The sequence below is a fragment of the Clostridium liquoris genome (assembly GCF_002995785.1).
In the GTDB taxonomy this organism is placed as follows: domain Bacteria; phylum Bacillota; class Clostridia; order Clostridiales; family Clostridiaceae; genus Clostridium_AO; species Clostridium_AO liquoris.
Genome location: NZ_PVXO01000023.1, coordinates 1 through 15,661, shown reverse-complemented (window position 1 = coordinate 15,661; position 15,661 = coordinate 1). Strand labels below are relative to the sequence as shown.

The following is a 15,661-nucleotide window of genomic DNA, read 5'->3' as shown; positions in this document are numbered from 1 at the left end:
TTAGGTGCTTGAGGGGCTTTTCAAAAAGACAAAGTATATTACTGTCAGTTCGCAAAGCTTAAATACTATAAGAAACACTGAAGAAAAAGTAGAAAAGCCCAATATTCCAAATGGAATGTGGGCTAAGTGTAAAAAGTGTGGCCAGATTATCTATACCAAAGATTTGGAGAAAAACTTAGGCGTTTGTGGTTTCTGTAAGTACAATTTTAGGGTGCCTGCCTATAAAAGGGTAAAGCAAATTATAGATGAAGGAACTTGGACAGAAATAAACCCAAACATATCTACATTAAATCCTATCAAATTTAAAGGATATGAAAAAAAAATCAAGGATTTAAAAGATAATACCGGATTAAACGAAGCTGTGGTTACAGGCATAGGTGAAGTAAATGGAGAGAAAACAGTACTTTGCATTATGGACAGTAGGTTCTTAATGGGAAGCATGGGCTCAGTAGTTGGAGAAAAAATAACTAGAGCTATAGAAAAGGCTATAGAAGAAAAGCTACCATTAATAATATTTACTGCTTCAGGTGGAGCTAGAATGCAAGAGGGAATGTATTCATTAATGCAAATGGCCAAGGTAAGTGCAGCTTTATCCAGATTGAATGAAAAAGGCCTTTTATATGTATCCGTACTTACAGATCCAACCACTGGAGGAGTTACAGCTAGTTTTGCTATGCTAGGAGATATAATATTATCAGAGCCTGGAGCTCTTGTAGGGTTTGCAGGGAAAAGAGTTATTGAACAAACAATAAAGCAAAAGCTGCCAGATGGATTTCAAAGTGCAGAGTTTTTACTAAAGCATGGTTTTATAGATAAAATAGTTCAAAGAAAAGAATTAAAAAGTACATTAGGATTAATATTAAAGTTACACAAGAAAAAAGATTTTATAGAAACTGAAGCTAATTGCAATGACATTGAAAATAAAGAAGAAGTGAATAAACCTATGAAACCCTCCCTTAGTCCATGGGGAAAAGTTAATATGGTAAGAAAAATGAATAGACCTACTTCTCTGGATTATATAGATAAAATATTTGACTCCTTTATAGAGTTACATGGAGATAGATATTTTGGAGATGATAGCTGTATAATTGGTGGATTGGCATTTCTAAATGGAGCTGCCATTACGGTTATAGGTCAGCAAAGGGGAAGGAACCTAAAAGAAAACATAAGCAGAAATTTTGGTATGCCTAATCCAGAAGGCTATAGAAAGGCTTTAAGGCTTATGAAACAGGCAGAAAAGTTTAATAGACCTGTAATATGCTTTGTGGACACTCCTGGTGCTTACTGTGGAGTAGGTGCTGAAGAGAGAGGACAGGGTGAAGCTATAGCTAAAAATCTTATGGAAATGGCTGCTCTTAAAACACCTATTATATCTATAGTAATAGGTGAAGGTGAAAGTGGAGGAGCATTAGCTTTAGCAGTAGCAGACAATGTTTGGATGTTAGAAAACTCTATATACTCTGTGTTATCAGTAGAAGGTTTTGCAAGCATATTGTGGAAGGATGCATCAAGAGCAGAGGAGGCTGCAAGTATGCTTAAAATAACAGCTCAGGATTTAAAAAGGTTTGGTATAATTGACAAGGTACTAAAAGAGCCTTCAGGGGATGCTAGCAAAGATATAGAAAAAATGTCTATAGAAATAAAAGGAAACTTAATAGAAACATTATGTAACCTTAATAAGATGTCTATGGATGAGTTGTTAGATAATAGATATAATAAGTTTAGAAGAATTGGTGTTTATTCGGAATGAGTTAACAGGTATTAACCTGTTAACTTATTTTTATGTATTGATATGAAAAAGTAGTAGGATATGCTAAAATTATTTTGGTGATGAATATGAATGAAAGAAAGCTTAGAATATTTTATGAAGTAGCTATAAAATTAAATATGACAACGGTGGCTGAGAGTATGTACATAAGCCAGCCTGCTGTAAGCCAGACCATACAGGAATTAGAAAAAGAATTAAATGTAAGATTATTTGATAGAATAGGGAAAAAGCTACATTTAACCTATGAGGGAGAAATATTTTTACAGTATGTTAGAAGAATTTTAAATATATATGATGAAGGAATAAATAGAATTAAAGATATAAATAATTTAGCAGAAGGAAAGATAAAAATAGGGGCAAGTACTACTATAGGTATATATGTTTTACCTGATATAATAGGTAAGTTCATGAAGAAATATAAAAATGTTGATATATCAATAGCTATAGAAAATACTAAAATTATAGCTGACATGATATTAGAAAATAAGATAGATTTTGCCTTTGTAGAAGGGCCGGTGTATGAGGAAGATATAATGGTAGAAGATTTTTGTGAAGATGAACTTGTAATAATAACTTCTAAGGAACATAATTGGGCAGAACTACAGGGTATAAATTTGGATAAAATAGCCGAAAGCAGAATAATAATGAGGGAAAAAGGCAGCGGCACAAGAGAAGTATTTGAAAACATGTTAAATTCTAAGGGAATAAGTTATAAAATTGCCTTTGAATTAGGTAATACAGAAGCAATTAAAAAAGCTGTTGAAGCAGGTCTTGGTATATCTTGTATTTCTAAAAGATGTGTTAAAGATGAGATACTAGATGGCAGAATAGCTGCGATAAAATTAATAGATGAAAAGATTAAAAGAAAGTTCAGTTTAATTTATCATAGAGATAAGTTTATGTCAAAGTTATTTCAAAGCTTTATAGATTTTGCTAGAAATCAAGTGGATAATATATAAGGGCTGTGGCATTAAGAAATAAGAAATTTACACACAATATACTGCAGGATTCATTCTTAGTGCCATAGCTCCTATATAATTCATACTTATTAAATAAATTATTAGGGAAGTAATTTGTTTAAATCTATTGTTCCGTGGCCTTGGAGCCATTTCGACATATCCATAAGTTTGCCTGAAATCTTAAGTAAGGATGTTATATCCCTAAAGGTTAGATTTGGATTATTTTCATATAATAATGCACATATACCACTTATATAGGCTGCAGCGCAGGAGGTCCCTGTGTAAGTTGTATAAGGTATTTCTAAGGTTTGAGGATATACTTTCATATTGTTTTTCTCTGATATATAGCCTATATTGGAATTTAAAGAGCAAATGTCCACGCAGGCTGCAGATATATCAGGCTTATTTATTTTGTTTGCTGGACCACAAGATGAGTTTATATACGGCTTTGGAATTGAAGAGGTTGTATCTAATCCACCTACTGTTATACAATTATCCAATATAGCAATACCACGCATAGAACATTCATTATTGCCATTGTGACCTGCAGGCACTATAACTACCATTCCTTTATCTGAAGCTTCTTTAAAAAGCTTAGAGAATAAAGAAAGAATAAAGTCATTATTCTGTGTTATTTCAAAAGGGAGACATATAACTTTTATATTTAATTCTTCTCTTTCTTCAATTAATTTTTCTATGGAATATAATATGTCTGATATAAATCCCCTGCCTAGGTTATTAAAAGCCTTAATGCAATATAAAGAGCTATTTTCAGCTATGCCTTTATACATACCTTTAGAAAGATGACCACTACCACAGAGTATTCCACTAATGAAGGTACCATGTCCATTATCATCATAGGGATATTTATAATCATTTATTAAATCCATAAATTTTTTTATTTTATTTTGAGGATTAAGTAAATCCGTATGGGGATATACGCCGCTATCAATTAATCCTATGCATATTCCTTTTCCAGTAAGTTTATATTTTTCTTCAAAAGAAATACCATTGGATGCCATTACACTATAACCACATAAAAAAGCATAGGAATCAAAGGTTATATAATTTATGTTGGGATATTCTAAAAGTCTGTCTATTACCTTTGGAGAGGCAACAGCACATATGCAGTTTATAGAGGGAATTGTTCTGATAATCTTTCCCCCATAGCCTTTTATTTTACTTTCCACCTTTTTTTGTAGGGTCTTGCAGCAAATAAGTATTCTTATATTTTTATATGATTTGTCTTTAACAATTTTTTTTAAATCCGGATCTAATCTGCACCTTAGTGTAAACATTTAGTACTCCTTAAAATTAATCCCATTATATATTATAAGCGTAAAGCTAGATAAATGTGATATAAATATAAAAATTAAGAAAATTCTACCTGTAATATATGTGGTAGTTATTGGGAAAGTTTAGTATAATATAGTTGTAAGTTTTTTTTATAGATTATAGCTATTCGTGAAATAAAAATTAATGGGCAGGGTGAAAATTATGGAATATATAATAGGAATTGATGGCGGTGGCACAAAAACAGAAGCTATAGCTTATGATCTTCATGGGAATGAATTATACAAAAACTATAGTGATTTTGGTAATTTAGTATTAGATAAAAAGAAAGCTTTATATAATATAGCAAGCAGCATAGATAAATCAATAAAAGTATTAGGAAATAATTGTGTATATATATATTTAGGACTAGCAGGAGTAGAGGTTGGCAATAACAAAGAATTTATAGAAACTTCTCTTAAAGATAGATTCAATACTAAAGTAAAGGCTGTTAATGATGCGGATATAGCATTATCAGCAGTATTGGAAGGTGACAATGGAATATTAACTATAGCGGGCACGGGATCTATAAGTTATGGAATATATAATGGAATCACAGCAAGAGCAGGCGGCTGGGGACATCTTCTAGGAGATGAGGGCAGCGGCTATTTTATAGCTATTGAGGCTTTTAAAATAGTAATAGAAGAAAGGGATTTAGGATTAAAGGAAAGCAAATTAAGTAGGTTACTGCTAAAAAGCCTAAACATATTGACTGATGAAGAAATAAAAAACTTTATATACTCAAACCCCAAGGGAGTAATTGCTGCTGCAGCTCCAGTAGTTATAGAGGCTGCTATTGATGGTGAAAAAAATGCAGTAGATATATTAAAAAAATCTGCCCAAGCCCTAAGTGATATAACTTGTGCAGTATATAGAAGGTTATCTATAAATGAAAATGTAAACATAGGAATTAAGGGCAGCGTTCTAACAAAATCCAGCAGGATGAGAGATTTATTTAAAGAATATTTAAGTAGAAATATAGAAAGCTTCACATTAGTGAATAATGAAGTGTCTCCAGCAAAAGGAGCTTATTATCTGGCAATGAAAGAATTGAATAAATAATATTTTTATTAGAAAGGTGAATTTCATGGGAAAATATATAGTTGGAATTATGTCTGGAACCTCTTTAGATGGTGTAGACGCAGCATTAGTAAAGATAAATGGATGGGGAGAAAATACTAAGGCTGAACTTATTAAATATATAAAGAAGGATATGCCTGAAGTCATAAAGAAAGAAATTATGGATTGTTGTGAGATTGATAGGTCTGATGTAAGAACTATATGTAGTTTAAATTTCAAGCTAGGATATATTTTTGCAGATGCTGTAAAGGAAGTCTGTAAAGAGGCTAATTTTTCTATAAACAATTTGGATTTAATAGGATGTCATGGACAAACAATATATCATATACCAAAGGAATACGATGGCTTTTATAAATCAACTTTACAAATAGGAGAGCCAGCTGTAATTGCCTATGAGACAAAAACAAAAGTAGTATCAAACTTTAGAACAATGGATATGGTTGCAGGGGGTCAAGGGGCTCCTTTAGTACCTTACACAGAATATATTTTATATAGAAGCCATAAAAATAGGTTGCTTCAAAATATAGGTGGTATAGGCAATGTAACTGTTTTACCAAGAGATTGTACTGTGGAGGATATATATGCCTTTGACACAGGTCCAGGCAATATGATTATAGATGAAGCAGTAAGAGAACTAAAAGGAATACCTTATGATAAGAATGGTGAAATTGCAGCTAAAGGAAAGCTAAATGAAAAATTAATCAATGAACTTATGAATATAGAATATATAAATAGGACTCCACCCAAAACCACAGGCAGAGAGCTTTTCGGTAAAAAGTTTACCCATAAGCTTATAAAAAGATGTGAAGGAATAAAGGATGAGGATTTAATACATACTGTTACCATGTTTACCGCAAAATCTATATGTGAAAATTATAAAAGGTTCATATTTCCAAATTTAAAAATAGAAGAAGTAATACTTGGCGGCGGGGGAAGTTATAATAATACTTTAGTAAATATGATAAAAGCACTTTTACCAGATTGTAAGGTAATGATACAAGAAGACTTAGGGTATTCATCTGATGCAAAGGAAGCTATAGCATTTGCTATATTAGCAAATGAAACAATAAATAATAATTTTGGAAATGTTACTGGAGCTACAGGAGCAAGTAATAAAGTAATATTAGGCAATATTACCCCTGCTTCTATGGATGAAAATAATTTTAAAAATATAAACAATATATTGAAAATTTATTCAATTTGATGTATTATTTTAGTAAATAGGTAATATATAGTAATAAAGCAACTTCATGGGTATTAACTATAATTAAAAATATAATTTAGTTAGGGGGATTTAAATGAATATTAGAAAAGTATGTGCAGCTGTTTTAGCAACTGTAATGGTTGCATCAACCCTTGCTGGATGTGGAAAAACGGAGAAAACTAATGGGGAATCCACTGGAGGAAAGAAGGATGTAGTAAAAATTTGGACTTTCCCAGTAGAAAAGGATTACAAAAAGAATTTCCAAGCTATTAAAGAGGACTTTGAAAGTAAAAATAAGAATATAACTATTGAAGTAGAAGAATTATCCTGGCAGGAGGGAATGAAAAAATTTGATACGGCAATAAATGCTGGTTCACCACCAGATTTAATGTTTGTAACTCCATCAGCGAAATATATACAAACAGGACTTGCAGTGCCAGTAGAAGATTATATAGATAAGGAAGTCTTAAATGATTATTTTCCAAGTGGGCTTGAATACATGAAATCAGATAATAAATTATATGGACTTCCTCTTTATATGAAGCTTCATACTATTGGGGGAAATAAAAAGTTATTAGAGGAAGCAGGAGTTGATTGGAGGAAGATACAAAAGGAAGGCTGGACTTGGGATGAATTTAAACAAGCAGCTAAAAAAGGTACAAAGAAAAATGCGGATGGAAAACAACAGTATGGCTTTGTATTCCATGGTGCAGGCGGGCCATCAATGTCAGCAGAATTATTGGATCATATGCTTATGAACAATGGTTTAGTAAATGCAGTTAATAACAAAAATGAATATACTTATACAGACCCTAAATTTTTAGAAACATTAAAGTTTATAAGATCTTTAATAGATGAAGGAGTTATGCCAAAGGAATCCAATCAAATAACTCCTCAAAAGAGAATGGAATATTTATACTCAGAACAAGCTATGATAATAGGAAAGTCAATGCCTTACTATGAAGTAACCATTGGTGATAATAATGCAAAAGTTAAAGACGGGAAAGCACCAGCTGGTCAGAAGGAAGTAGAATTTGTGTTATTACCAGAACCATACAATAAGGGACAACAGTCAGTTACCCCTGGTGGAGTTGATGGATATTCAATGTTTAAGCAGAAAAGCTATAAAGGTGAAGTATCACAGGAAGAACATTTAAAGAATACTGCTAAAGTTTTAGTAGCATTAACTTCTGGAAAAGCAGGAGCATCAGCTGCAGTATTATGTCTTCCACAGGTAACAAAATCAGGAAATGATATGTGGAAGGATAAATACACAATGAAACCAGAAAATAAGGCGGTTGTAGATGAAATGTTCAAAAATGTACCTGCCCCAATTCAAGTAGACCCGGATACAGCTAAAAAAGCTTCAAAAATTAAAGATGAAGTTATAATACCAAAATATTCTGCTCTTCTTAGCGGAGAAGTGACTGCAGATGCTATGTATAAAGCGGTTCAAGACCAGGCTAAAGAGACATTTGGTAAGTAAAAAATAATGGCTTAAGGGATCTACCTTAAGCCATATTAAAAATTAAGGGGAGTTCGATATATGGAAAACACAACAAAGTTAAACAGAGATTCGGGGAAAATTAAAAGATTCTTAACTGATTATGGTTGGTGTTATATATTTATAGCGCTTCCAGTAATACTGTTTACATGTTTTACATTGTATCCATTAATAAGATCTTTTGTAATGAGTTTTCAAGAGTATAACGTTCTACATTCAACTTGGGTGGGACTGCATAATTATAAACAGGTTTTTAACAGTTCTTTGTTTAGAAGATCATTAATAAATACATTGATATACACAGTTGGAACAGTACCTATTAATGTGCTTTTATCTTTAGTTATATCCGTACTTATATTCCAATTGAATAAGAAACCCCAGACATTTTTTAAAGCGGTATTTTATTTGCCAGCAGTAGCTTCAGGGGTTACTATGTCTTTGGTTTGGTTATGTATGTACGATCCTATGCCAGAAGGATTAATAAATAGATTTATAAGCTGGTTTGGATTTACCAATGTAAACTGGTTAGGACAGAAAAGCACAGCATTATTCTCCTTAATGTTTATGACATACTTAGGTGGACATGGATCAGGTATAATACTTTATTTGGCTTCTTTAGGGGGAATTCCAAAGACAATATATGAAGCTGCAGATATTGATGCAGCAGGTGCTTGGTCAAAGTTTAAAAATATAACTTGGCCATTATTAAAGCCTACCACATTGTATATGTTTGTAACAGGAATAATAGGTTCTTTCCAAGTATTTATGAATGCGTACCTTATGACGGGTGGAGGACCAGATCATGCTACTACCACCATTGCCCTTCTAATATATGATCATGCTTTTTCTTATTTTGAATTTGGTATGGCAGCCGCAGAATCCTTTGTTCTTGCAGTAATAATTGTAGCAATATCAGTACTACAATTTAAGTACTTGGGCTCCGACGTTGAATATTAATGGGGGTGAAACCATGGCAGAAGTTAAATTAGGAAATGAGAACATACCTGTATTTGTTGAAAAGGAAAGCAAATCCTTTAAAGTAAAAAGGGTTATAATATATAGTATTTTAATATTATGGTGCGCATTTACCATATTACCGCTTTATTTTATGATAATAACTTCCTTTACAGATCCAAATTCTTCAGCAAACTTGCAATTTTCTTTAATTCCAACTGAATTTACGTTAGACTCATATAAATACTTTTTTACTTTTAATGAGAATGTATTAAGGTGGCTTTTTAACTCGCTATTTGTATCTTCTATAATTACAATATCCAATGTATTCTTTGCCTCTATGGCAGGATATGCCTTTTCTAAGCTTAGATTTCCGGGAAAGAATAAAATATTTTGGATGTTAATGTGTGCAATTATGATACCTGGACAGGTAACATTAATACCTCTCTATATATTAGTAAAGGATGTATTTAATATGACAGACTCATATTATGCCCTTATAATACCTTCACTTGTATCAATATATAATATCTTTTTAATGAAACAGTATATGACTTCAATACCATCTACACTAATAGATGCAGCTAGAATAGATGCTTGCAGTGAATTTGGTATTTATAGGAAGGTTATATTGCCTTTAGCAAAACCTGGACTAGCTGTTATGGGTATATTTAGTTTTGTGGCTCATTGGAATGATTTCTTTTGGCCCTTACTTGTAACAGAATCTAGTACCATGAGAACAATACAGGTTGGGCTTGCTTCCTTTAAATTTGTAGATTCAACAATGTATGGTCCGTTAATGGCAGGCTCAGTTGTTGCATCTATACCAATGTTCATATTATTCTTCTCGTTACAGAAGTATTTCTTGCAAGGCATAACTATAGGCGCTATTAAAGGTTAAGGAGGAAAGATAATGGCTAAGATAGTATTTGAACATATAACTAAGGAATTTATAGATGAAAAAAGAGGGAAGGTCAGGGCTGTAGATGATGCCAGCTTTACTATAGATGATAAAGAATTTATGGTATTTGTGGGCCCCTCTGGATGTGGTAAAACAACTTCTTTGAGAATGATAGCAGGACTTGAAAAGCAAACTATGGGAAATATATATATTGGAGATACTTTGGTAAATAACCTTCATCCTAAAGAAAGAGATATAGCTATGGTTTTTCAGGATTATGCTTTATATCCTCATATGACTATATACGAAAATTTATCCTTTGGTCTTAGAAACCTAAAAACACCAAAGGATGAAATAGATAGAAAGGTTAAAAGGGCTGCGGAAATATTAAGTATAGAGGATTTGTTAGATAGAAAACCTAGAGAACTATCAGGGGGACAAAGACAAAGGGTGGCAGTGGGAAGAGCTATTGTAAGAAATCCTAAGGTGTTTTTATTTGATGAACCTTTATCCAATCTTGATGCAAAGCTTAGAGTACAGATGAGAATAGAAATAGCTGAGCTTCATAAAAAATTAGGTACTACTATAGTTTATGTAACTCATGATCAGGTAGAGGCTATGACCTTAGGTCAAAGAATAGTAGTAATGAATAAGGGCGTAATTCAACAGATAGCTTCTCCAGATGAATTGTACAATAGCCCAGTAAATATGTTTGTGGCAGGATTTATTGGTGCTCCATCTATGAATTTTATTCAATGCAAAGTTGATAATGATAGATTTATAGCGGAAGATATATATCTCCCTATACCTGAAAAATTCTTAAAGGCTATGTCAAAATACCAAAGTAAAGATATAATTATGGGCATAAGACCTGAGGACATCCATGACGAAAAATACTCACAAACAGTAAAAAATAAATCAGAAATTATGGCAAATATTAAAGTAGTAGAGAAGCTGGGGTCGGAAAATTTATTATACTTTGATAAATGGGGAAATACAATAACTGCTAGGGTATCCTCTAAAAGTAAAATAGTTTATGGAGATAAGGCAAAGATAGTTTTTGATATGGATAAAATTCATATTTTCGACAAAGAAACAGAAATGGCAATATAAACATAATTCTAAGCTTCAAAAGTTAATATCTGCTTACATGAAAAGGTATTATATTTTTGAAGCTTATTTTATAAAGTAGGAGGCTAATTATGAATAGCTTAAGCGGAATTCTTAAAAAAAGTGGGCATGACATTTTTGAAAACATTGTAGAAATATTAGGAATAAGTTTAATGGCATCTATACCTGTTTTGCCAGCGGTTTTTATGGTATTACCTATAGGTATAGTGTATTTGCTTTTATTAGCTATGCCATGCTTTATTGCAGCATTTTATGCATTAAGACAAAAAATGGACAGAAAGCCCTTTAAGTATAAATCTTTTTTTACAGGATTTAAGAAATATTATTTAAGAGGCTTAGCCTATGGATTTATAATTGGATTATTTTTATTAATACTTATATCTTCATGGTGGTATTACTTCAAAGTGAAGACTATACTAGCTTTTACTATAGCTATGTTCCAAAGCTATTTTTTTATTATGATATGTGCATCACAAATGTATACTGTATCAATTCTTGTAACAGAAGATTTAAGCTTATTTAAATGTATAAATGAATCTATGAAGCTTTTTTTAGATAACCCAGGCTATACTATAGGAACATTAATTCAAATTTTAGCGTTAAGTGCTTTACTGATTTTGACAGTAGTAAGTGTACCTTTGCTTCTTGCTGGTATGATATCTATATTTTTGATAAACACCTATGATAATCTATTATTAAAATATAAGAAGAAAGATAAGGAAGGATTAGCTCAATAAGAATAGAGGTGGATTTATGATTAATAGTAATTTTGTTATAAGAGAACTTACTAATAGTGATATTCCTAAGGTAATTGAATTATGGAATAATAACTGTAATGAAAATTTTCTATATAAGCCGCTCAAGGAGGAATTTTTTAGAGAGATCTTTTTTAAATGTAAAGGAAACTATATATGTGTAAGTAATGAAGAAATTATTGGATTCGCCAATGGTGTATATAAAAAGGATTTACTGCCAGGAGAAAGTTATGAAGATGTACCAGGATACATAACTATGGTAATTGTAAGAGAAGACAAGAGAAGATTAGGTGTTGGGAAAGCTTTAGTAGAAGAGGTAGAAAAATATCTTAAAAATGAAGGTAAGAAAAAAGTTCGAATAGATTTTTTTAACCCAATAAATCTTCCATGGCATATACCTAATTCCCATAAACATGACCACCCAAACGCTCCAGGGGTTGATACAAAAGGCATGGGGTATGAATTTTTTAAAGCAATAGGGTATAGAGAAAGAGCGCAGGAAGTATCTATGTATAGAGGATTAAAAGAATTTACATTAGGAGAAAAAATGAAAGATAAAGAGATAGAACTGCAAAAACATGGAGTGGTTATTGAGTATTACAATAAAGATAAACATTATGGATTAGAAAGTTTTTTTGATAATTTGGGAAATGAGTATTGGAGAAAAGATATATTAGACAATCTTTTCTTGGGGAAACCTTATCCATTTTTAATAGCAGCTCATAATAATAAAATTTGCGGCTTTGCAGGGCCACTTGAAGTAGAAAAGAGTGGAAGAGGGAGATTTTGCGGCATAGGGGTAGAGCCAAATTATGAGGGCAAAGGAATAGGAAAGCTATTATTTTTCAAACTTTGTTATAGCTTTAAAAAAGAAGGGGCAGAATTTATGTCTCTTTTTACAGGTATCAATGGGAATGCTAGAAAAATGTATGCTGATGCAGGATTTAAGGTTATAAGGACTTGGGCATTATTTGAAAGGGAGGTATAGAATATGGATAAAAAAGTTCATGTAATGGCTATAGGTGCTCATGCAGGAGATATGGAGCTTACTTGTGGAGGAGTTTTAACTAAATATGCTATGGAGGGACATAAGGTTACATTAGTTCATATGACTCCAGGAGAGAAAGGGCATCCTACTTTAACTGATGAAGAATATGCTATACAAAAACATAAAGAGGCTAAAGAATTTGCAGATAAGATAGGGGCAGAGGTTTTAATGCTTCCCTATAAAGATGGAGAGTTAGAGGATACAGATGAAGTTAAGTTCTATGTATGTGATATCATTAGGCAATATAAACCAGACATTTTAATAACCCATTGGAAGAATAGCATGCATAAAGATCATGCAGCTACATACAGGATTGTGCAAGATGCTTATTTCTATGCTGCTATTAAGTCTTTTAAAAGAGATTTGCCGGAACATTCTGTAAGCGGTTTGTATTTTGCAGAAAACTGGGAAGATCCATATGATTTTAAACCATACATTTATATGGATGTATCATCAGCTTATGATAAATGGATAGAAGCAGTTAAAAGTTATGAATTTGTTTGTAAGAGTCCTTATTTTAAGTATTTAGAGTATTATAGTGCTTTAAGTGTAATAAGAGGGGCTCAGTGTAGAAAAGATAAAGCGGAAGCTTTTGCGGTAGACCCGTTATCTATAAAACAAGTTTTTCAGCATTTCCCTGTAAGATAACCTATGGTGATAATTATAAAAGAAGGGGATATCTATGAAAAGTATATTAAGTAATGCTAGTAAATTATTAGATAAGGGAGTAGAAGAAGGGGTTTTCCCAGGTGCTATAGCTTTAGTGGGGAATAAGGATAAGATTATATTTAAGCATGCTTGTGGATGCAGACAGCTTTATCCAGATAAAAAATCTATGAATATGGATACCATGTTTGATTTAGCTTCTTTGACTAAAGTAGTAGCTACTACCCCTTTAGTTATGCTGCTAATAGAATCAGGTGGAATTTCTTTATATGATGAGATAGGTTATTACTTACCTCAGTTTAAATGTTATGAAGATTTAAGAATAATTAATCTGCTTACCCATACATCTGGGTTTAAGGATTTTTTCCCTTTATATAAGCTTTGTAAAGGATTAGAGGATAGTTTAGATTTTATAAGCAAATCTAAACTTCAATGTAAAGTAGGGGAAAAGGTAATATATAGTGATAATAATTTTATAATTCTAAGGTCAGTAATAGAGAAGGTATTAGGGGAGCCTTTTGAAGATAGCTGTTATAAATATATTTTTAAACCTTTAGGTATGGTGCATACTTGTTTTAATCCAAAAGATAAAGATAATATAGCTGCTACGGAATTGGACAATTCAACAGGTGTATATTTAAAAGGAGTGGTCCATGATGAAAATGCTAGATTCTTTAACGGAGTATCTGGACATGCTGGGTTATTTTCCACAGCTGTTGATTTAAGTAAATATTGCAGCATTTATTTAATTAATGATAAAAAACTTCTCAGTGAAAGCAGTATTAATTGTATAAATCATAATTATACTAAATCTTTAGGAGAAAGTAGAGGGTTAGGCTTTTGTGTAAAGTGTTATGGAGAAAATTCCTCTGGCGGGGAGCTTATTACTTCTGGGGCCTTTGGTCACACTGGTTTTACAGGAACCTCAATTTGGATTGATAAAACCTTAGGAATATATATAATACTTCTTACCAATAGAGTACATCCATCTAGAGATAATACAAAGATAATAAGATTTAGAAGAGTGTTTCACAATTCTGTAATAAGTTCATTAAATAAAGGGGAATAAAAATGAGTAGAGTAAAGTTGGGCATAGATAATATAGATAAGTATCTAGATATATTTGAAAACAAAACAGTAGGTCTTATAACCAATCCTACAGGCATAGATAGTAATTTTAATAGTACTATAGATTTACTTAAGGAAAAGACTAATTTAGTTGCGCTATATTCTCCAGAACATGGAGTGAGAGGAGATATTCAGGCAGGGGAAAAGGTAGATAATTATATTGATGAAAAAACAGGATTAAATGTGTACAGCCTTTACGGTAAAAATAAAAAACCCTCATATGATATTATAAAAGACTTAGATGTTTTAGTATTTGATATACAGGATGTTGGCTCAAGATTTTATACCTATTTGTATACTATGGCCTATGCTATGGAAAGTTGTAAGGAATTCAATAAAATATTTATGGTATTAGATAGACCTAATCCTATAGGAGGAGAAAAGATAGAAGGAAATATATTGGATATAAATTATAAATCTTTTATTGGGCTTTATCCTATAACGCAAAGATATGGATTAACTATTGGAGAATTAGCTTTACTTTTTAACAAAGAATTCAAGATAGGCTGTGACTTAAGAATAATAAAATTGGAAGGGTGGAAAAGATGGATGTATTTTGAGGATACAAATCTTCCATGGATAATGCCATCACCTAATATTCCAACCATGGATACTGCGTTAGTTTATAGTGGGACTTGTATCTTTGAAGGTACAAATATTTCTGAAGGAAGAGGTACTACTAAGCCATTTGAAGTAATTGGATCTCCTTGGTTAAATGCTTATAGGATAGCAGAGGAAATGAATAAAATGAGTTTACCAGGGGTAAAGTTTAGACCGGCGTATTTTACTCCTACTTTTTCTAAACATAGCGGTGATTTGTGTAAAGGGGTTCAAATTCATATAACTAGTAGGAAGGAATTTAAACCAGTAATAACTGGGTTAAGTCTATTGTTTAAAATTAGGGAAGAAAGTAAGGAAAAGTTTAAGTTTATTCCTCCATACACTAAAGAAGGAAAACATATGATAGATTACAATACAGGTGGAAGCTATGTTAGGGAAGGCAAAACCACACTGAAAGAATTAATCGCCATGTGGAATGAAGATAAAATAAGGTTTGCCAGTATTAAGGAAAGATACCATATATATTAGTGTTATTTCTAAGTATTAGTGTATTCGAAAAACAATAATTAACAATTACTAGAGGTTGTAATAAAAGTGCTTATTTGGATAGAAAAACATTATGAATTTAATTTACTGTATGACAAAAAGGCTTTTAGACACACAATTTTAA

General features: G+C 31.9%; 14 protein-coding genes. 13 read left to right on the top strand and 1 reads right to left on the bottom strand.

All coding sequences use genetic code 11. The annotated features are described in order from the left end of the window. The first annotated feature begins 4 nt into the window (after positions 1–4). Both CLLI_RS03840 and CLLI_RS03835 read left to right on the top strand, forming a co-directional pair. Positions 5–1,750 carry an acetyl-CoA carboxylase carboxyltransferase subunit alpha gene (locus CLLI_RS03840; RefSeq protein WP_106062925.1) on the top strand — a complete coding sequence of 582 codons (1,746 nt, stop codon included), beginning with the start codon at positions 5–7 and terminating at the stop codon, positions 1,748–1,750. Between the two features lie 86 nt (positions 1,751–1,836). Then, positions 1,837–2,727 (top strand): selenium metabolism-associated LysR family transcriptional regulator, encoded by an 891-nt coding sequence (locus CLLI_RS03835; RefSeq protein ID WP_106062924.1) that lies wholly within the window; start codon positions 1,837–1,839, stop codon positions 2,725–2,727. A 101-nt stretch (positions 2,728–2,828) separates the two neighbouring features. On the opposite strand, the gene CLLI_RS03830 is transcribed toward CLLI_RS03835, so the two are convergent. Next, positions 2,829–4,025 carry a S8 family serine peptidase gene (locus tag CLLI_RS03830; RefSeq protein ID WP_106062923.1) on the bottom strand — a complete coding sequence of 399 codons (1,197 nt, stop codon included), beginning with the start codon at positions 4,023–4,025 and terminating at the stop codon, positions 2,829–2,831. A 199-nt stretch (positions 4,026–4,224) separates the two neighbouring features. On the opposite strand from CLLI_RS03830, the gene CLLI_RS03825 reads away from it, so the two are divergent. The 11 genes from CLLI_RS03825 (at position 4,225) to CLLI_RS03775 (ending at position 15,519) form a co-directional block, all read left to right on the top strand. Continuing rightward, positions 4,225–5,121 carry a BadF/BadG/BcrA/BcrD ATPase family protein gene (locus CLLI_RS03825; RefSeq protein WP_106062922.1) on the top strand — a complete coding sequence of 299 codons (897 nt, stop codon included), beginning with the start codon at positions 4,225–4,227 and terminating at the stop codon, positions 5,119–5,121. 25 nt (positions 5,122–5,146) lie between these two features. Next, entirely contained in the window at positions 5,147–6,343 is a 1,197-nt protein-coding gene (gene anmK, locus CLLI_RS03820; RefSeq protein WP_106062921.1) for an anhydro-N-acetylmuramic acid kinase AnmK, read from the top strand. A 94-nt stretch (positions 6,344–6,437) separates the two neighbouring features. Further along, complete coding sequence (locus tag CLLI_RS03815; RefSeq protein WP_106062920.1) at positions 6,438–7,829, top strand: ABC transporter substrate-binding protein; 1,392 nt, start codon at positions 6,438–6,440, stop codon at positions 7,827–7,829. A 60-nt stretch (positions 7,830–7,889) separates the two neighbouring features. Further along, positions 7,890–8,804, top strand: coding sequence for a carbohydrate ABC transporter permease (locus CLLI_RS03810; protein WP_106062919.1), 915 nt, complete (start codon positions 7,890–7,892; stop codon positions 8,802–8,804). A 13-nt stretch (positions 8,805–8,817) separates the two neighbouring features. Further along, positions 8,818–9,702, top strand: a complete 885-nt coding sequence (locus CLLI_RS03805; protein ID WP_106062918.1) for a carbohydrate ABC transporter permease — start codon at positions 8,818–8,820, stop codon at positions 9,700–9,702. Positions 9,703–9,714: 12 nt separating this feature from the next. Beyond that, entirely contained in the window at positions 9,715–10,815 is a 1,101-nt protein-coding gene (locus CLLI_RS03800) for an ABC transporter ATP-binding protein (RefSeq protein ID WP_106062917.1), read from the top strand. An 89-nt stretch (positions 10,816–10,904) separates the two neighbouring features. Then, positions 10,905–11,570, top strand: a complete 666-nt coding sequence (locus CLLI_RS03795) for a DUF624 domain-containing protein (RefSeq protein ID WP_106062916.1) — start codon at positions 10,905–10,907, stop codon at positions 11,568–11,570. Between the two features lie 16 nt (positions 11,571–11,586). Beyond that, positions 11,587–12,576 (top strand): GNAT family N-acetyltransferase, encoded by a 990-nt coding sequence (locus CLLI_RS03790; protein WP_106062915.1) that lies wholly within the window; start codon positions 11,587–11,589, stop codon positions 12,574–12,576. 3 nt (positions 12,577–12,579) lie between these two features. After that, positions 12,580–13,284 carry a PIG-L deacetylase family protein gene (locus CLLI_RS03785; protein ID WP_106062914.1) on the top strand — a complete coding sequence of 235 codons (705 nt, stop codon included), beginning with the start codon at positions 12,580–12,582 and terminating at the stop codon, positions 13,282–13,284. A gap of 34 nt (positions 13,285–13,318) precedes the next feature. Then, the gene (locus CLLI_RS03780) at positions 13,319–14,371 is read left to right on the top strand and encodes a serine hydrolase domain-containing protein (protein ID WP_106062913.1); all 1,053 of its coding nucleotides are present in this window, start codon (positions 13,319–13,321) and stop codon (positions 14,369–14,371) included. Between the two features lie 2 nt (positions 14,372–14,373). Further along, the gene (locus tag CLLI_RS03775; protein WP_106062912.1) at positions 14,374–15,519 is read left to right on the top strand and encodes an exo-beta-N-acetylmuramidase NamZ family protein; all 1,146 of its coding nucleotides are present in this window, start codon (positions 14,374–14,376) and stop codon (positions 15,517–15,519) included. Positions 15,520–15,661 lie beyond the last annotated feature (142 nt).